The sequence below is a fragment of the Variovorax sp. LjRoot84 genome (genome assembly GCF_964254305.1).
In the GTDB taxonomy this organism is placed as follows: Bacteria; Pseudomonadota; Gammaproteobacteria; order Burkholderiales; family Burkholderiaceae_C; genus Variovorax.
Window position 1 is genome coordinate 2,459,134 of the sequence record NZ_CAXUTE020000001.1, and the last position, 17,490, is coordinate 2,476,623.

Sequence of the window (17,490 nt, forward strand, 5' to 3'; positions counted from 1 at the left end):
CTGGCTCAGGCGACGAACTTGCAGAGCGAGGCGGCCGTGCGCGTGTCCATGTTGCGTCCGCGGTTCAGGTGGTCGTCGATCTCGGCCGCGCAGCCGAGCATGCGCGGGTAGAGGAAGATGGTGAAGGCTGCGGTCTCGAGCTCGCGTTCGCCGATCTCGCCCGACTGCAGCGGCTGCCACAGCATCTTGAGCAGCAGGGCCGCGATCACCGCGTCGACGTTCACGCAGTAGACGTTGCGCGAGACGCCGGCGTCGAACAGCTGCCGCACCAGCGCCCGGTAGAAATCGTGGAACACGTTGCAGTCGCCGCGTGCTTCCTGCAGCTTGGCGATGAACACTTCGCGCGGATCGAAGTTGACCGGCTTGTCCTTGAACACCGGATGGTTCACGCCGGGCAGCTTGGCGATGTCGAGGCTGCCCACGGTCTTCTTCTGGCTTTTGTATTGCGCGTACTGCTCCACCGCGCGCGCGGCCAGCGCCTTCAGGTCGATGCCGTGGTCGCTGGCGCTCGGATCCTTCAGGCCGCTCGCCTTGAACTGCTCGTTGAGGTAGGCGATGCCCTCATAGCCGTTGCCGCCGTGCGCATAGCCGGTGTGCGTGAGAAAGCCGACCAGCGCCTTGTTGAGCTGCACGCGCTCGGGCTGCTCGGGTCCGTCGGCCGAGACCGCGCCCTTGGCGCCCTGCGCCGAGATCGCGCCCGGGCCGTTGGTCAGGAGCAGGCCGACCAGCGTCTGGAAGGCGAACAGATCCTTCTCGCCCGGCGTGTGGCCCAGGAGCGCCGCGAAGGCGATCTCGCCCAGGCTGAGGCTCCCCAGCATCTGCTCCTGCGCGATGCCGCAGAAGCGCCCGGCCTCGTGCTTCGAGGCCCCGGCCGAAGCGCCGATCAGCGTGCCGAACAGTTGCAGCCACCAGGGGAAGTTCTCGGCGGTCAGACGCGAGATGCGCTTGCGCGAGAGCGGGCCCCAGGCCAGCGTGGCCGAGATCGCGGCCAGCACCGCGGCTTCGGTCGGATGGCCCGGTTGGTTCTGCAGCCAGCGCAGGAACACCGAACGCGCGCCGCGTGCCCGGACGCCGGCGATCAGGGCCTGGGCGCGGGCATCGGGTGTCTCGGTCGTGAGCTCGGGCGGGTCCGAGGCATCGACCGTGCCGACGTCGAAGCTCTCGCTCAGCGAGGCGCCGAACTCGGTGCCCAGCCCGGCGGCATGGAAGCGCTCGAGCATGAACTTGAGCGCGGCGCGCGCCGCTTGCTGCCGCTTCGGCCCGACGATGGCGGCCGCGGCGGCCAGCACCGCGTTGGGCGCGTTGCCGGCCTCGCGGCTGGCTTCGGCTGCCGCCAGCTCGGGCCGGCCATGCAGGTTGACGAAGGCCGCGATCGCGGGTGCGATCAGCTTGCGGTCGTTCTCGCCGCCGGCGTCGTGCACCAGCGCCAGCGCGACGTTCGACTCCAGCGGCAGCGTGGCCGCATCGAGCATGCTGGTGCCGTGCAGGCTGCTGACCTGCGTCTTCGCGTCCATCTGCGAGGCGCCGGATGCATCCTTCATGGCCTGGCGCGGCACCACGCCGCCGATCTGCGTGTTGAGCAGCGCCACCTGTTCGTTGTAGGGCGCGACCGCTTCCACCACCAGCGGACGCAGTTCATCGGGCAGATCCAGCCCTTCGTCGGAACCGAACCAGGGCTTGAGCGCCAGGTTTCCTTCGGCCGCGAAGTCGGGCATGGTCGCATTGGCGCGCATCACGGCCGTGAGCGCGGCCGGGATGTGGGCGATGTTGGTCACCAGCGCGCCCTTGGCAGAGAACACCGGGTTGTCGGGCGTGAAGATCGCGTCGACGCCGAACTTGTCCATGAACCAGCGTTCCTTGGCCAGCGCGTCGTCCGAGCCGCCGGCCATCGCGCCGGCATGGCCGACCGCGCGCGTGAGCTTGCTCTTCCAGCGGCCCACCACGCAGGCCACCACCGGCTTGGTGAACTGGGCATCGAACTCGTAGTAGCCGCCGGGTTCGCAGTAGAGCACCGCGGCCTTGCTGCGCGCATCGTTGGCCAGCGCGAAGGCGAACTCGGGCGCCGCGTAGTGGATGTAGACGTCCTTGCCCGATGAGATGACCGTGGTGGTGCCCCAGCCCGCCATGCGCAGGTACTGCGCGATGGTGGTCGAGAAGCCGCCCGAGTTGGAGAAGATCGCGATCGAGCCCGGCCTGAGCGAGTCGCCGGGCTTGTCGCCGCCCAATGCGCCGCCGATGCGCACCTGGTTCCACGAGTCGGCCACGCCGAGCCCGTTGGCGCCGAAGATGTCGATGCCGTTCTGCTGGCCCATGGCGCGGATCTCGCGCGCGTCGTGCACGGCGATCTTCTCGGTGATGATGAAGATCTTGCGCAGGTCGGGGTTGACGCGGATCAGTTCGGCCACGCCATCGCGCGCGGCCGAGGGCGGCAGATAGACCACGCCGCAGTTGAAGCGGTGTCCCGCGGCCAGCGCGTCGCGCACGTTGTTGTAGACCGGGATATTGCCGATGCTCGTCTCGAGCACCGCACCGCCCTTGCCCGGCGCCGTGCCGCACACCACGTTGCCGCCGGAGTACACATGGCTCACCGGCGTCACCTCGCTCGATTCACCGCCCAGGATGTTGAGCACGCAGACGCGGTCGTCGCGCGACGCCACCTGCGTGAGCGAGCTGATGCCGACGTGGTACTTGAAGTCGCCGACGCCTTTTTTCTGCCAGTTGGCTTGCATGGTGATCTCTCCTGCGTCAGTCGGCGTTGGCGGTTGAGGGGGCCTGGATGCCGAGCCGGGCCGCGATCTGTTCGCGTCCGCCGTCCTTCATCCAGTTGTTGACCTTCTTCGCGAACTGGATCACCTCGCTCATGTCGGAGTCGAAGCCGAAGAGGCGATAGGGCAGGCCCAGCGCATCGCAGGTGTCGCGCAAGGCGCCCATGCCGCGCACCAGGTTCGGCCCGCCGCGGCCCAGCACCACGTAGAGCGGCGTCGGCCCGTGCTGGCTGAAGTGCTCGCGCAGCGCATCGGCCATGGCGCGCAGGGTCTCGAAGATGTCGGTGTTGTTGCTCTTGCCGCCGATGATGAAGAGCACGTTGGCCTGCCTGAGCCAGTGCTTGAAGCAGATGCGCGCCACCTCCTTCATCTTCTCGTAGGGCGGGTTGCCGCCGAAGTCGGAGCTGATGATCGCGTCGTCGCCCAGCATTTCGGTCACCAGCGAGTTGGCGCCGCCGCCGAAGGTGGGTGCGAGCACCGTGCCGCGCTCGTTGATCACGTAGACATCGCTCTGGCCCTGGTGGGTGCGCAGCGTGTTGATCTCCTGCTCGAAGTCGGAATAGTCGGCCGCGAACAGGTGCGGCGGCAGGCCCAGGCGCAGCCAGCGCGGATCGTCGCGGTCGAAGCCGCACTTGAAGTCACAGGCCACCGGCGTGAGCCGGCCCTTCTTGTCCTCGCGCATGCGGATCGGGTTGAGCTCCAGCGTGGTCATGCCGAAGTCGTGGAACAGCTCCCACAGCTTGGGCAACTGCTGCACCAGCGGCGAGATGATCTCCTTCGGTGCGCCGATCTCGGTCAGCGCATTGGCCACCACGAAGGCCTTGAGGCCGGTCAGCGGATCGAAGGGCACCATCGCGACCTGGCTCTTCTCGAGCTCCTCGATGTCCATGCCGCCCATGTGCGTTAGCGTCATGGTCGGCGCGCGGAAACGCGTGGAATCGCTGATCGAGAAGTAGACCTCGTGCTTGGCCGGCACGCCGGCCTCGAAGGTCACGCCGTTGGCCTTGGCCTTGACGTGGCCGACCGTGTGCTCGGCGAAGTAGAGGCGCTCCTTCTCGGCCAGTGCGGTCTTCAGATCGGTGGCGCGGCCCAGCAGGCCGGCCTTGCCCTTCTTGCCGATGCCGCCCTTGAAGACCGGCTTGACGAAGATGAGCCCGTACTTGTCGATCAGTGCCTTGATCTCTTCTTCGCTGGCCGCGGGGCCCAGCACCTCGGTGGCGGGGAAGCCTGCGAATTGCAGCAGCCGCGCGCCGTGCAACATACCCGTGATCTGCATGTCGATGTCTCCTGGTGTGCGCGAACTGCGCTGCGGGCATCCAGCGTGGGGATGCCCTGGAGAAATCGTAGAAAGCGAAGCTGTCGATCCGCCGTCACGGCGATCAGGGTTTGTACGGGGCCACCTAGTTCTTGTAGCCGGGATCGATGCGGTCGAGCTTGCGGATCAGCGAGGGCCAGACGAATGCGCCGCCGAGACCGCCGGTCTGCACCTTCATCGCCTGGCCCACGCCCTCGACGATCTTAGTGTTCACTTGCGTGAGCTCGCTGCCGCCGGACTGCGCGGCGATCTGGATCTGGCAGGTGGTCTCGAAGACGTACATCGAGAGAAAAGCATCGGCGATGGTCTTGCCCACGGTGAGCAGGCCGTGGTTGCGCAGCATCAGGAAGTTGGCGTCACCCATGTCGGCCTGCAGGCGCGGCTTCTCGTCGTCGCGGAAGGCCACGCCCTCGTAGTCGTGGTAGGCCAGCGAGGCGAGCACGAAGGTCGACTGCTGGCTGATCGGCAGCACGCCGTTCTTCTGCGCGCTCACCGCGATGCCGGCGCGCGTGTGGGTGTGCAGCACGCACTGGATGTCTTCGCGCGCCGCATGCACCGCGCTGTGGATCACGAAGCCGGCCGGGTTCACCGGGTAGGGCGAGTCGATGATCTTGTTGCAGTCCTGGTCGACCTTGATCAGGCTCGACGCCGTGATCTCGTCGAACATCAGGCCGTAGGGATTGATCAGGAAGTGGTGTTCGGGCCCGGGCACGCGCGCGCTGATGTGCGTGAAGACCAGGTCGCTCCAGCCGTAGAGCGCGACCAGCCGGTAGCAGGCCGCGAGGTCGACGCGCAGCTGCCATTCTTCGGCGGAGACGAGCTTCTGGATTTCGGGTTGGGTGGTGGCGTTCATGTGGGTGTCCTTGGGGTGAAATTTCAGACGGCCTCTGCAGGCTTCAACACAGCCTTGTAGATGCTTTGACGCGGCTGCGCCATCACGCGCTTCAGCATCGGTTCGAACTCGGCGATCGGCAGCGTCTCGGCCTTCGGGTCGAAGGCCGGGTTGTCGTAGAGCTCGCAGAACTCGGCCGTGCGTTCGTAGTTCGGATGGTTCCTGAAGTTGTCGCGCAGGTTGCGGTCGAGCCCGATGTGGTGGAAGAAGTAGTGGCCCTGGAAGATGCCGTGGTTCTGCACCATCCAGTGGTTCTCCTCGCGCACGAATGGCTTCAGGATCGCGGCCGCGATGTCGGGATGGTTGAAGGAGCCCAGCGTGTCGCCGATATCGTGCAGGAGCGCGCACACCACGTACTCTTCGTCGCGTCCGTCGCGCAAGGCGCGCGTGGCGGTCTGCAGCGAGTGGGTGTAGCGGTCGACCGGGAAGCCGCCGTAGTCGCCTTCGAGGATCTGCAGGTGCTTGATCACGCGCTCGGGCAAGCCGCTCGCGAACTGCATGAACTCGCCGCCGATCAGTTGCCAGTCTTCCCGCGTGCTGTCCTGCATGCGGGTGAAGTTCGCTCTTGCGTTCATCGTGTCTCCGTGGGGTGCGGCCCACTGTAGACCTGCGCTTGACCATCAACTGTCAAGAATTTGACAATCCAGGGCCCTGGTAAACCCCCGACCCTGCATGCCTCAGCCTCCCCGACCGCGCCTGTCTGCAGCGCACCGCAGCGCCATGGAAGCCAACCCGTGGTTCGCCTCGATGCCGCGCGTGCAGCGCGAGGCCTTGCTGGGCGCTGCCGACCTGGTCCACCTGCGGCGCGGCGCGATGCTGTTCCGCCAGGGCGATCCGGTGCAGGCGGCGGGCAGCGGCTTCTACGGGCTGGCGGCCGGAACGATCAAGGTCTCGACCTTGCGGCACGATGGGCGCGAAGCCATCCTGGCCGTGCTCGAGCCCGGCAACTGGTTCGGCGAGATCAGCCTGATCGACGGTTCGCCGCGCACCCACGATGCCACCGCGCTGAGCGCGCTCGACCTGCTGGTGGTGCCGCCTGAAGCCTTCGCGCACCAGATGCAGGGCAGGGCCTTCTCCCATGCGATCGCGGCACTGCTCGCGGCGCGGGTGCGGGGACTCTATGGATTGATGGAGGACGCCACCTTGCGCGACCTGCGCGCCCGCGTCGCACGCCGGCTGCTGGTGCTGGCGCGCGGCGACGCGACCCAGTCGGTGCATCTGCGCAAGCGCGTGCGCCTGCCGCAGGAGGCCTTGGCGATGATGCTGGGCGTGACGCGGCAGACGCTCTCGAAGGAGCTCAACGCGCTGGCGGAAGAGCGCGTGATCGCGCTCGGCTACGGCCGCATCGAGCTGTTGTCGCTCGATGCGCTGCAGCGCCTGGGCGGCACTGCTTAGCGCAATACGCGCCCGTCGGCCGTGATGCTGATCAGGTCGATGCTGCGCTGCGGATCACGCAGGCCGGGGCGCAGGTTGATGCGAAAGCCGCCGACGTCGTAGTCCGTCATGCCGGCCATCACGCGCTGCAGGCTCGCGGGCGTGAAGCCGCGGCCGGCGCGGCGAACGGCTTCGCCCGCGGCCTTGGCGGCGATGAAGCCTTCCATGCCTTCGTAGGAGGCCGTCTGGTCGGAGGTGTCGATGGCGGCGAGGTATTCCTTGACGATCGGGATGGCCGAGGGCCGCGGCGAGGGCACGACCTGCGAGATCACGATGCCGCCGATGTCCTTGCCCAGGGCCGCGTAGAGCGGATCGATGCCGACGATCGAGAAGGCCATGAAGGCGCCCGAATAGCCGCTCTTGCGCAGCTTGCGGATCACATTGGCGGTGGTGCTCGAAAGCGACACCAGCACGATGGCCTGCGGGTTCTGCTTCTGCACCGCGGCGAGTGCCGCATCGAGCTTGTCGCCGGCGGCGGGCACCAACGCGCTCGCCGCCAGGGACCCAAGCTTCTGATCGGTCATGGCCTGCTGCACGGCGGCGAGACCGGCGCGGCCCATGGCGTCGTCGTCGCCGACCAGCGCGATGCGCGTCTGCCCCACGGTGGCACATTGGCGCACGATCTTGAAGGCCTCGTCGGCCATGCTGGGACGCACATGGAACACGTTCGGATGCGCGGCGCCGCGCAGGCTGTCCGAGGCGGCGAAGGGTGCGAAGAGCAGCGTGCCCTGCTGCGCGGCCGCGGCGGCACCGGCTTCGCTGCTGGCGGTGCCGACGAAGCCGAACAGCATGTCGGCCTTGTCGGTGGTGAGCAGGGTGCGCGCATTGGCGGCAGCGCGCGCGGCGTCGTAGCCGTCGTCGAGCTGCTGCAGTTTCAGGTGGATGCCGCTGGCGGCCTGCGTTTCGTTGAAGTGGGTCGCGTAGAGGCGGCAGCCGGCGGCAAAGGCCAGCCCGATCTCGCTGGCGGCGCCCGTCAGCGGAACCGATTGCCCGAGGATCACCGTGCGCGCCGAGGCCGCTGCCGGCGCGGCGGCGCGCGTGGTCTGCGCCTGGCCGATCCGGCTCGCACCGAGGCCGCCGCCCAGCAGCATCGTGGCCCCCACCTTGCCCAGCCAAAGCCTGCGTGACAGATCCATCGGAAACCTTTCGCTACATAAATCGGAAAAATGTAGCAATTTTGGTGCCTTATACGAAGGTAGTAAGTCACGTTGGGCCGGTTTGCTGATGGACGCCGCGTCGGCGGCGCGCTTGCCGGATACGCAACGCTGTATTGCGCGCTCCGCGCCGTATCCACGTGAACGATTGCCGCGTACTTCGAAGGCGCTCCGTGCGCTGTTTCGAAAACCGTTCCACTTCTTGAGGTGACGCCGATGAAATTCCCAACACATTCCCGCAGAGCCTGCGTCCTCGCCTTGTGCGCGGCAGCGGCCGGCGGCGCCTTCGCGTCCAGCCACCGCGAAGCGCCTTCCATTGCCGGCATGCCCAAGCTCGATGCGACCGACTTCTACATGTTCCGCAGCTACGAGCCGGGCCGGCAGAACTACCTGACGCTGATCGCCAACTACCAGCCCGACCAGGGTCCGTACGGCGGGCCGAACTACTTCACGATGGATCCGAACGCGTTGTACGAGATCCACCTGGACACCGACGGCGACGCGGTCGAGAACGTCACTTTCCAGTTCAAGTTCAAGAACACGCTGCGCGACATCCAGCTGCCGATCTCCGGCAAGCAGGTGTCGATTCCGCTGGTGCAGTCGGGCGGCATCTCGGCGCCCAATGGCGCGACCAGCAACCTGCGCGAGACCTACACCCTGAGCGTGGTGTACGGCGACCGCCGCAAGGGGCGTGCGGAGGCGGTCACGATGGCCGGCGGCGGCACGGAGTTCGACAAGCCCACCGACAACATCGGCGACAAGACCTTCGGCGGCCCGACCGGCTATGCCGCCTACGCCAACCAGCATCTCTATGCGGTCAACATCCCGGGCTGCGGCACGCCCGGGCGCGTGTTCGTGGGCCAGCGCAAGGACCCCTTCGCCGTCGCGCTGGGCCAGGTGTTCGACCTGATCAACCTCAATCCGCTGGGTGCGCCGAACGCCAATCCCGACTCGCTGGCCGGCAGGAACATCACCACGATGGCGCTGGAAGTGCCGATCGCCTGCGTGACGGGCGCCGACCCCATCGTCGGCGGCTGGACCAGCGCCAGCGTGCGCCAGGGCCGCCTGATCGCGAGCCCGCCCAAGAGCGGCCACGGCACCACCGCGCTGAACGGCGGCGCATGGGCGCAGGTCTCGCGCCTGGGGATGCCGCTGGTCAACGAACTGGTGATCGGCCTGAAGGACAAGGACAAGTTCAACAGCTCCAAGCCCAGGGACGACGCGCAGTTCGCGGACTACGTGACCAACCCGACCTTGCCGGCCCTGATCCAGACGCTGTTCCCTTCGGCGCCCGCGCCGACCAACTTTCCGCGCAGCGACCTGGTCGCGGCCTTTCTCACGGGCGTGGATGGCGTCAACAAGCCGGCCAACGTGAAGCCCTCGGAAATGCTGCGGCTCAACACAGGCATCGCGCCGACACCGAGTGCCAGCCAGATGAACCTCGGCGTCCTGGCCGGCGATATCGCGGGCTTCCCGAACGGCCGCCGGCCGGGTGACGACATCGTCGATGCCGAGCTGCGCGTGGCGATGGGCGTGCTCTGCGTCGCAACCGGCGCTAGCGACACGCTCAAGGTTGGTTGCACGCCTGCCGACGCTCCGGCCGGCGGCGCAGCGCTGACCGACGGGGCGGCCGTGAGTCCTGCCCAGTTCCTCGACGCCTTTCCGTACCTGAACACGCCGCTGCCTGGTGCGCAGTGAGGAGAACGGCATGAACCGCAAGACCCATCTGTGGAGTGCATCCTTGCTGGCAGCGGTCGTCCTGGCCGGGTGCGGCGGCGGAGGAGGGGGCGGATCTGGGGGCTTCCCCATCGGCACCGCACCGCCGCCTTCGAACCCACCGCCCGTGATGACCGATCCGTACGACGCCTTCATCGCCTATGTGAAAGGACTGATCGACATGGCGCTCGACACCGCCGAGCCGGCCGATGTCGCGGCTTTCGATCCGCCGCCGACTTCGGACACCAAAGACCCGCTCTCCACGCAGTGATGTCTGGAGCGGCCATGCGGGTGCGGGCGCTCATGCGATGGCTGGTTCCGGCCTTCGTCGTGCTCGCCGGGGCCGCAGGCGCGGCCCCGCGCGTGCCGGCGAGCGACGAGGCCATCGTCGAGACCCTGCCTTCCATCGCAGGCTGGTCGCGCGACGAGCGCAGGCTCCGGCGCGAGCTTGCCCAAAGTCCGCGCGACGAAGGCGTGGCCATCGCGGCGGCGCAGGCCTATCTGGACCTGGCCCGCGCGCAGGGCGATGCGCGCTACGCGGGCTATGCGATGGCTGCGCTGCAGGCCTGGGAACCGGTCTCGGCCGGCGCAACGCCGCCGGCGGTGCTGGTCATGCATGCGACCGTGGCGCAGTTCCTGCACGACTTCGACGGCGCCGAAGCCACGCTGAAGATGGCGCTGGTCCGGCAGCCGACCCATGCGCAGGCCTGGATCACGCTCGCCACCATCCTGCGCGTGCGCGGGCGCTATGCCGAATCGGATGCGGCCTGCCGCGCATTGGGCCGCGTCGGGCCGGCGCTGTACGCCATCGCCTGCCTGGCCGAGAACGCAGGCCTGCGCGGCGAGCATGCGGCGGCCCGCAGCGCGCTGCAGGGGCTCTTGGCCGACCCGGCGCTGGCGCACCCGCGCCAGGCCGGCACGCGCCAATGGCTGCTGACCAGCGTGGCCGAGATCGAGGAACGTGCGGGCCGCCCGGCGGCGGCCGAACTCGCGTACCGGCAGGCGCTCGATGCCGAACGCTCGGGCTACCTGCTGCTGGCCTACAGCGACTTTCTCCAGCGGCACGGGCGCGCGGCCGAGATTGCGCCTCTGCTCGGCAAGGAGCCGCGCAACGATGCCGTGCTGCTGCGGCTGGCCGTGGCCGGACGGCGCGACAGCGCGCAGCGGGAAGTGCAGGAGCTGCAGGCGCGCTTTGCGGCCGCCGCGCTGCGGCCCCATGCGACGTCGGTGCATGCGCGGGAACAAGCGCTGTTCGCACTCGATGTGCAGGGCGATGCGCGACGCGCCCTCGCGCTCGCGCGCGTCAACGTCCAGCTGCAGCGCGAACCGATCGACCTGCTGCTGTTCGCGCGCGCGGCCGTTGCGGCGCGCGACGAGGTCGCATGCGGCGAAGTGAAAGCGCTGCTGCAACAGACGGGGCTGCGAGATGCGCGCATCGATGCGATTCTTTGAGCGCCTTGGTGCGGTGCTGCTGGTCATCGCGCTGGCAGCCGCCTCACCGGCCGCGCGGGCCCACAAGGCGAGCGATGCCTACCTGCAGCTGCAGCGCAGCGGCGACACGCTGGCCCTCCGCTGGGACATCGCGCTGCGCGACCTCGATGCGGCGCTCGACCTGGATCGCAACGGCGACCGGCAGCTGAGCTGGGGCGAGGTTCGCGCGCGCATGGACGACATCGGCGCCTACGCGCTGGCGCGCCTGCGCATCCAGCAGGGCAGCTGCAGGCTCGCGCACGCACAGCCGCCTGCCGTCGAAAGCCGCATCGACGGGGCCTACCTTGTGCTGCAGTTGCAGGCACGCTGCGACACCGGCCCCGCCATGGAACTCGACTACCGGCTTTTCAAGGAAGTGGACCCCACGCACCGCGGGCTGTTGCGCATCGGAGCGCAAGGCGACGCGGCGCCGACGGCGCGCTCGCTGGATCCGGCAGGCGGGCCGGTGGCCGTGGCCTGGCCGGAGGGCCCGACCGGGTCGGCATCGGGCACGAGCTTCTTTCGCGATGGCGTGCACCACATCCTGATCGGCTACGACCACGTGCTCTTCCTGATCTGCCTGCTGCTGCCCGCCGTGCTGCGGCGCGGGGCGGACGGGTGGGTGCCGGTCGCAAATTGGCGCGAGGCCCTGTGGCCGATGGTCGGCATGGTCACCATGTTCACCGTCGCGCACTCCATCACGCTCGCGCTGGCGGGCCTCGGGCTGCTGACGATCTCGCCGCGCATCATCGAGCCGGCCATCGCGCTCACCATCATGGTGGCGGCGCTCGACAATCTCCATCCGCTGCTTTGGGGGCGACGCAAGCTCTTCAGCTTTCTGTTCGGCCTGATCCACGGTTTCGGCTTTGCGGGCGTGCTCGGCGAACTCGAGCTGCCGGCCCGCGGCTTCGTCACCGCGCTGCTTCAGTTCAACCTGGGCGTGGAGGCCGGACAGCTGGTGATCGTGAGCGCAGCGCTTCTCGTGCTGGTGGCCTTGCGCGGCTGGCGCGGCTATCGCCCTGTGGTCCTGCGAAGCGGCTCGGTGCTGGCCGTCGCCATCGCGGCGCTCTGGCTGTTCGAGCGGGTGTTCGATGTCCAGTTGGTGGCCGTGTAACGTCCGAAGTACACAGACGGGGTGTTAACTTTTGTTTTTGAAACGTGCTTTTTGCACACGGCGAAAGCGCGCTCCGATGGCAACATCCCCGCTGATCCCGGGCTCTTGTCCCCGGCAATTGACATGAAGAAAAAGCCATCCGATATCGCCTTGCTGGAAAGCGCCCTCGCCACCATCGAACAGGTGCTGGCCCGTGCCGACAGCGACATGCAGGGAGCGCCGTACTTCGGCCCCACCGCCAATATGCCGCTGGACGTCCTGCACTCGAACAAGCCGTCGGAAGACGGCCGTTTTCGCACCAGTGCCGCGCAGTCGGCCATCAACATCTGCCTCGGCTCGGCGGCCGCGTTGATCGACGTGAGCCAGGCGCTGATGAACCGCTCGGTCGACCGCTCGCCGCAGACGCTGGAGCGCGAGTGGCAGACGCTGATCGCGCACACCAAGATCGCCAGCCGCTCGGCCTATCGTGCGGCGCTCATCATGGCTGCGCAGAAGCACGTGCTGGCCGCGCAAGGCGAGTTGCAGACCGACGACGTGTACGGCGTCGCCCACTGAGCTAGATGCGCTCGAACACCACGTCCCACACGCCGTGGCCCAGCTTGAGGCCGCGGTTCTCGAACTTGGTGAGCGGGCGGTAGTCCGGCTTGGGCGCATAGCCCGCTGCCGTGTTGCGCAACAGCGGCTCCTGCGACAGCACCTCGAGCATCTGCTCGGCATAGGGCTGCCAGTCGGTCGCGCAATGCAGGTAGCCGCCGGGCGCGAGCCGGTCGGCCAGCTTGCGCACGAAAGGCGGCTGGATCAGCCGGCGCTTGTTGTGCCGCGTCTTGTGCCAGGGGTCCGGAAAGAACACATGCACGCCGGCCAGCATGCCGGGCATCAGCATGTGGTCGATGACATCGACCGCATCGTGGGCGCAGATGCGGATGTTGGAGAGTTGCTGCTCGCCGATGCGCTTGAGCAGCGCCCCGACGCCGGGTTCGTGCACCTCGCAGCACAGGAAATTCTTCTCGGGCTGGAGCGCCGCGATGTGCGCGGTGGCCTCGCCCATGCCGAAGCCGATCTCGAGCACGGTCGGCGCAACGCGGCCGAAGGCGGCGGCAATGTCCAGCGGCTCGGGGCGATAGGGCAGGAGGAACAGCGGGCCCAGTTCGGCGAAGGCGCGTGCCTGGCCCTCGGTGGTTCGACCGGCGCGCTTGACGAAGCTCTTCAGGCGGCGATGCAGGGGATGCGGCGGAGTTTCTTCGTCGGAAGTGGGTGCGGCGGGATCGCGCGCGGGGTCGGTGGCGGGCAGGGTCATCAGGGGGAGGGATTGTAGAGAGCCCGCCAGCCGGCCACCCAGTCGGCCAGTGCCCCTGCGGGCGTTGCAGCCGTGGTGGCCGCCAGCCCGAGCACGCGCGCCGCGGCGTCGAGCGCAGCGAGCGCCGCGGCTGGCGTGCCGGTGTCGAGCGGCGCGGCGCCGTTCTGCTTCGAGAGCTTCTCGCCGTCGGCGCCGAGCACCAGCGGCGTATGCAGGTAGCTCGGCGTCGGCAGGCCGAGCGCACGCTGCAGCAGGATCTGGCGCGCCGTGTTGTCGGCCAGGTCTTCGCCGCGCACCACGTCCGTCACGCCCTGGTCGGCATCGTCGACCACCACCGCGAGCTGGTAGGCCCAGGGCCCGTCGGCGCGCCTGAGCACGAAGTCGCCGACCTCGTGCGCCACGTCCTGGCATTGCTGGCCCTTGCGGCGATCGACCCAGTACACGGCCTTCGATGCGCGGGCGGCTTCGAACTGCACCGTGGCGAAGCGCCAGGCGCGCGCCGGCTTGCCGTGCAGTCCGTCGCGACAGGTGCCGGGATAGACGCGTTCGCCGTGCCGGGCGTGCGGCACGCCGCGAAAGGCCAGCGCCTCGTCGATGTCCTTGCGCGAGCAGCCGCAGGGGTAGCTGAGGCCCAGGGCTTTCAGGTGATCGAGTGCGTGCGCGTAGAGCGCGGTGCGCTGCGTCTGCCACACGGGCGTCGCGTCGGGCACGAGCCCGCAGGCTGCGAGCTGCGAGAGGATGTATTCGCCCAGTCCGGGCAGGCAGCGCTCGGTGTCGGCATCCTCGATGCGCACCAGCCAGCGTGCCTGCGGGCCGCGGGCGCGCACATCGAGCCAGCTCGCGAGCGCGGCGACCAACGAGCCCGCGTGCAGCGGTCCCGTGGGCGAGGGCGCAAATCGACCGGTGGAAATCACGCCACTTTGAGCGCCAACGTCAGACCCGAAAGAAACGCATCTTCGACCCGGTGCCCGGTGCACCAGTCGCCGGCCACGCCGATGCGCGCCTTGGCGTCCCACAGGTGCGGCTTGCCGACCGGTACCTGGGTCTGGGCTTCGGGCCAGCAGCGCGCCTGCGCGTGCGAAGGTTCGGCGCGGATGCCGGTGATCTCGGCGAAGGCGCGCAACAGCTTGGCCTGGACGCGCGAGGCGTCGTCGCGCAGGTGTTCGTGCGACCAGGCCGCGCTGGCTTGCAGGGTCCAGCGCTCGATGCGATCACGGCCGGGCTTGGAGGATTCGCGCGCCAGCCAGGCCACGCGGTGGTGGGTGCTGCGCGCGGCGTTCCATTGCGGGCCGAGATGGGAGAGGTTCGCCTGGTTGGCCTGCGGGAAGGCGATCATCAGCGTCCAGCAGGGCGCGATGCGCACTGCTTCGATCTTCTCGCTGATGCCGGAGGAGAGCTTGCCGTTGTCGAGCAGGGCGCGCGTGCGAGCCGGCGGCACCGCCAGCAGCACGCCGTCGAAACCGGAGTACACGTGTTGCGAATCGTCGGCGCCCGCGGTGCGCAGTTGCCAGCGCTTTCCGTCGAGTGCGTCGCGCTCGATGGTCGTGACCTGGGTGCGCGTCACGAGCGCATCGCCCAGCGGCGCGGCCCAATGCGCAACCAGGGCATCCATGCCGGGCTGGGCAACCCAGTGCGGCTCGCGCGCGGGCAGGGCGGCCTCGGCGACGCGGCCGTGCGGGTCGAGTACGCGCACGAGGTTGGCACTCCAGGGCTTGCAGATTTGCGGCACGGTTTGGAGCACGCGCGCAAAGCGCGGGTCGCGCACGGTGAAGTACTGCGCGCCGCTGTCGAACTTGCCGAAGGGCGTGGATTCGCTCGCCATCCGGCCGCCGGCGGCGGCTTCGCGTTCGAACACGCTGACGCGGTGGCCGGCCTGCGCGAGGGTGCGGGCACAGGCGATGCCCGCCATGCCGGCGCCGACGACGGCGTAGTGGCGCGGGGAGGTGGATCGGTGGCGATCGGCGGGAGGACGGGAGGTGGTCATGTTGAGCGGTCTCGTTTTCTGTTGGCGATCAAGGGAGACTCTAACCGCCTCGACACACTCACCGGCCGCGATGCCTTTCAAGGAGCGCCCGGCGCGTCCCTTCGTGCTCGAACTGTTCGAGCCACCATTTGAGCGCGCGTCCCGGCTTGCCGGCGGTGCGCTCGCGCCATGCGCAATGCATGGTGCCGATCGGCGCCACGCGTTCGGTCTTGCGCTCGACCAGGTGGCCGGCCTCGATGTAGGGCCGCGCCATCGGCTCGGGCAGGAAGCCGCCGCCCAGGCCGTGGAGCTGCGCGGCCAGCTTGGCCTGCATGGTGGGCACGGTGAGCACATCCTGGCCGCCGACGAGATTGACCGTCATGCTCGGGCCGGCGCGCGAGGAGTCGGCCGCGGCCACGGCGCGGTGCTGGCGCAGCACGTTGTCGGAGAGGGGGGCGTCGATCCGCGCCAGCGGATGGTGCGGTGCCACCGCATAAACGAAATGCAACTGGCCCAGCGGCCGGCTGCGGATGCCGGTGGCGCCGAAGGCGAGGCTCGAGGCATCGAGCACGGCGCCGACGGCGAGATCGGCCTCGCCGCTGGACAGTGCCTCGATGGTGCCCAGCAGCGTTTCGTCGCGCAGCTTGAGCCGGGTCGGCGGGTCGAGCGCGAAGAAGGCGGTGGCCAGGTCCAGCATCGGATCGCGCGCGATCACGCTGTCGACCGCGATCGTGAGCATCGGCTCCCAGCCGGTCGCGACGCGCTTGACGCGGTTGGCCACCGCGTCGATTTCGCCGAGCAGCCACGAGGCCTCGCGCAGCAATTCGGTGCCGGCTTCGGTCAGCCGTGCCTGGCGCGCGCTGCGGTCGAACAGCAGCACGTCGAGGGCGTCCTCGATCTGGCGCACGCGGTAGCTGAGGGCGCTGGGCACGAGGTCCAGCGTGCGCGCGGCCGCGGCAAAGCTGCCGGTGCTCACCACCGTCTGCAGCATCGCGAGCGCATCGGGCGTCAGGACATCACGGGCGCTGGGCATAGATCGTTCAAAAAAATTGAATGATGCCATCAAAAGCCGGCGCTTTCGAGGGCGGGGCCGCGACCTAAAGTTCTGGGCATCCGCTGCGCATGCGGCGCGGCATTCGAAGGCCCCAGGCCATCTGGCGGGGCAGGAGTTCAAAGATGCTTCAAGTTCGCAAGTCCCAGGAACGCGGTTATGCCGATCACGGCTGGCTGCGCTCGTTCCACAGCTTCTCCTTTGCCGGCTACTACGATCCGGCCCACATGGGTTATGGCAATCTGCGCGTGATCAACGAAGACCGCGTCGCCGCGGGCGCCGGCTTCGGCACCCACGGCCACAAGGACATGGAAATCATCAGCTACGTTCTGTCGGGCGAGCTCGCGCACAAGGACAGCATGGGCAACGTCGAATCGATCCCGCCGGGCGACGTGCAGCGCATGAGCGCCGGCCGCGGCGTGATGCACAGCGAGTTCAACCACAAGGCCGACGAGACCACGCACTTCCTGCAGATCTGGATCGAGCCCAACGTGCGCGGCATCGCGCCCGGCTACGAGCAGAAGAGTTTCCCGGATGCCGAGAAGCGCGGACAGCTGCGCCTGGTGGCTTCGCCCGATGGGGCCGAGGGCTCGGTGCTGGTGCATGCCGATGCGCGCATGTATGCCGGCCTGCTCGACGGCAACGAGCAAGCCAGCCTCGCGCTCGACCCGAAGCGCAAGAGCTACGTGCACCTGGTGCGCGGGGAGCTCGAGGTCAACGGCACGAAACTGGCTACTGGCGATGCGGCCCTGATCAAGGACGAATCGCACCTCACGCTCGGCGCCGGCAAGAATGCCGAAGTGCTGGTGTTCGACCTCGCGGCCTGAAGCTGCGTTATTTTTTCATCAACCCAGGAGTACTTTCCAATGGCATCCACCACCACCGCATCCGGCTACGCCGCCCCCGCCGGCGCGAGCGCTTCGCAAGACACGCTTGCGCTCATCGGGCGCATCCTGATCGCGGCGCTCTTCATACCTGCCGGTTTCGGCAAGATCGGCGGCTTCGCCGGCGTCGTCGGCTACATCAGCGCGGTCGGCCTGCCGCTGCCGCAGCTCGGCGCGGCGATCGCGATCATCGTGGAGCTCGGCCTCGGCCTGCTGCTCCTGGTCGGCTACAAGACGCGCATCGTGTCCATCGTGCTGGCCGTGTTCACCGTCGCCACCGCGGTGCTCTTCCACAACTACTGGGGCATGCCCGCCGACAAGGCCTATGTGAACCAGCTGATGTTCTTCAAGAACATCGCGATCGCAGGCGGCCTGTTGGCCATCGCAGCCTTCGGCGCCGGCCGCTTCAGCATCGACAAGCGCTGAGCAGCCATA

At 68.4% G+C, this 17,490-nt stretch carries 17 protein-coding genes; 8 read left to right on the forward strand and 9 right to left on the reverse strand.

Annotated elements, in window-relative coordinates:
• Positions 1-5 precede the first annotated feature (5 nt).
• From ACSQ9I_RS12530 to ACSQ9I_RS12545, 4 genes are all read right to left on the reverse strand, one after another.
• Positions 6-2,729, reverse strand: coding sequence for a CoA-binding protein (locus tag ACSQ9I_RS12530; protein WP_436313384.1), 2,724 nt, complete (start codon positions 2,727-2,729; stop codon positions 6-8).
• A 16-nt stretch (positions 2,730-2,745) separates the two neighbouring features.
• Positions 2,746-4,041 carry an ATP citrate lyase citrate-binding domain-containing protein gene (locus ACSQ9I_RS12535; protein ID WP_436303760.1) on the reverse strand — a complete coding sequence of 432 codons (1,296 nt, stop codon included), beginning with the start codon at positions 4,039-4,041 and terminating at the stop codon, positions 2,746-2,748.
• A 124-nt stretch (positions 4,042-4,165) separates the two neighbouring features.
• Positions 4,166-4,933: a class II aldolase/adducin family protein gene (locus ACSQ9I_RS12540; protein WP_436313385.1), complete on the reverse strand. Its 768-nt coding sequence runs from the start codon at positions 4,931-4,933 to the stop codon at positions 4,166-4,168.
• 23 nt (positions 4,934-4,956) lie between these two features.
• A complete protein-coding gene (locus ACSQ9I_RS12545) occupies positions 4,957-5,547 on the reverse strand; it encodes an HD domain-containing protein (protein ID WP_093109103.1) in 591 nt (196 codons plus the stop codon).
• Between the two features lie 97 nt (positions 5,548-5,644).
• Between ACSQ9I_RS12545 and ACSQ9I_RS12550 the strand changes: the two genes are divergently transcribed.
• Positions 5,645-6,367, forward strand: a complete 723-nt coding sequence (locus ACSQ9I_RS12550; protein ID WP_436313386.1) for a Crp/Fnr family transcriptional regulator — start codon at positions 5,645-5,647, stop codon at positions 6,365-6,367.
• Here ACSQ9I_RS12550 and ACSQ9I_RS12555 read toward each other — a convergent pair.
• On the reverse strand, positions 6,364-7,542 hold the full coding sequence (locus ACSQ9I_RS12555) for an ABC transporter substrate-binding protein (RefSeq protein ID WP_093109105.1): 1,179 nt from the start codon (positions 7,540-7,542) through the stop codon (positions 6,364-6,366). The genes ACSQ9I_RS12550 and ACSQ9I_RS12555 overlap by 4 nt on opposite strands.
• Before the next feature lie 234 nt (positions 7,543-7,776).
• Between ACSQ9I_RS12555 and ACSQ9I_RS12560 the strand changes: the two genes are divergently transcribed.
• From ACSQ9I_RS12560 to ACSQ9I_RS12580, 5 genes are all read left to right on the forward strand, one after another.
• Positions 7,777-9,258 (forward strand): DUF4331 domain-containing protein, encoded by a 1,482-nt coding sequence (locus ACSQ9I_RS12560; protein ID WP_436313387.1) that lies wholly within the window; start codon positions 7,777-7,779, stop codon positions 9,256-9,258.
• 10 nt (positions 9,259-9,268) lie between these two features.
• Positions 9,269-9,547, forward strand: a complete 279-nt coding sequence (locus tag ACSQ9I_RS12565) for a hypothetical protein (protein ID WP_093109107.1) — start codon at positions 9,269-9,271, stop codon at positions 9,545-9,547.
• Between the two features lie 32 nt (positions 9,548-9,579).
• A complete protein-coding gene (locus tag ACSQ9I_RS12570; protein ID WP_436313388.1) occupies positions 9,580-10,728 on the forward strand; it encodes a hypothetical protein in 1,149 nt (382 codons plus the stop codon).
• Complete coding sequence (locus ACSQ9I_RS12575; protein ID WP_436313389.1) at positions 10,715-11,860, forward strand: HupE/UreJ family protein; 1,146 nt, start codon at positions 10,715-10,717, stop codon at positions 11,858-11,860. The genes ACSQ9I_RS12570 and ACSQ9I_RS12575 overlap by 14 nt, the downstream gene beginning before the upstream one ends.
• 123 nt (positions 11,861-11,983) lie before the next feature.
• On the forward strand, positions 11,984-12,415 hold the full coding sequence (locus tag ACSQ9I_RS12580; protein ID WP_093109110.1) for a hypothetical protein: 432 nt from the start codon (positions 11,984-11,986) through the stop codon (positions 12,413-12,415).
• Between the two features lies 1 nt (position 12,416).
• Here the strand turns inward: ACSQ9I_RS12580 and trmB are convergent, their stop codons facing one another.
• Genes trmB through ACSQ9I_RS12600 form a run of 4 tightly spaced genes read right to left on the reverse strand, consistent with a single transcriptional unit; the run spans position 12,417 to position 16,153 of the window.
• Positions 12,417-13,157, reverse strand: a complete 741-nt coding sequence (trmB, locus tag ACSQ9I_RS12585) for a tRNA (guanosine(46)-N7)-methyltransferase TrmB (RefSeq protein ID WP_436313390.1) — start codon at positions 13,155-13,157, stop codon at positions 12,417-12,419.
• Entirely contained in the window at positions 13,157-14,071 is a 915-nt protein-coding gene (gene gluQRS, locus ACSQ9I_RS12590) for a tRNA glutamyl-Q(34) synthetase GluQRS (RefSeq protein WP_436313391.1), read from the reverse strand. The genes trmB and gluQRS overlap by 1 nt, the downstream gene beginning before the upstream one ends.
• On the reverse strand, positions 14,068-15,141 hold the full coding sequence (locus ACSQ9I_RS12595; protein ID WP_139191722.1) for an NAD(P)/FAD-dependent oxidoreductase: 1,074 nt from the start codon (positions 15,139-15,141) through the stop codon (positions 14,068-14,070). Before ACSQ9I_RS12595 ends, gluQRS begins: the two co-directional genes overlap by 4 nt.
• A 58-nt stretch (positions 15,142-15,199) precedes the next feature.
• On the reverse strand, positions 15,200-16,153 hold the full coding sequence (locus tag ACSQ9I_RS12600; protein ID WP_093109113.1) for a LysR family transcriptional regulator: 954 nt from the start codon (positions 16,151-16,153) through the stop codon (positions 15,200-15,202).
• A 143-nt stretch (positions 16,154-16,296) separates the two neighbouring features.
• Between ACSQ9I_RS12600 and ACSQ9I_RS12605 the strand changes: the two genes are divergently transcribed.
• Together ACSQ9I_RS12605 and ACSQ9I_RS12610 are read left to right on the forward strand one after the other, a co-directional pair.
• Positions 16,297-16,998 carry a pirin family protein gene (locus ACSQ9I_RS12605; protein WP_093109114.1) on the forward strand — a complete coding sequence of 234 codons (702 nt, stop codon included), beginning with the start codon at positions 16,297-16,299 and terminating at the stop codon, positions 16,996-16,998.
• A gap of 39 nt (positions 16,999-17,037) precedes the next feature.
• On the forward strand, positions 17,038-17,481 hold the full coding sequence (locus ACSQ9I_RS12610; protein WP_093109115.1) for a DoxX family protein: 444 nt from the start codon (positions 17,038-17,040) through the stop codon (positions 17,479-17,481).
• The last annotated feature ends 9 nt before the right edge of the window (positions 17,482-17,490 follow it).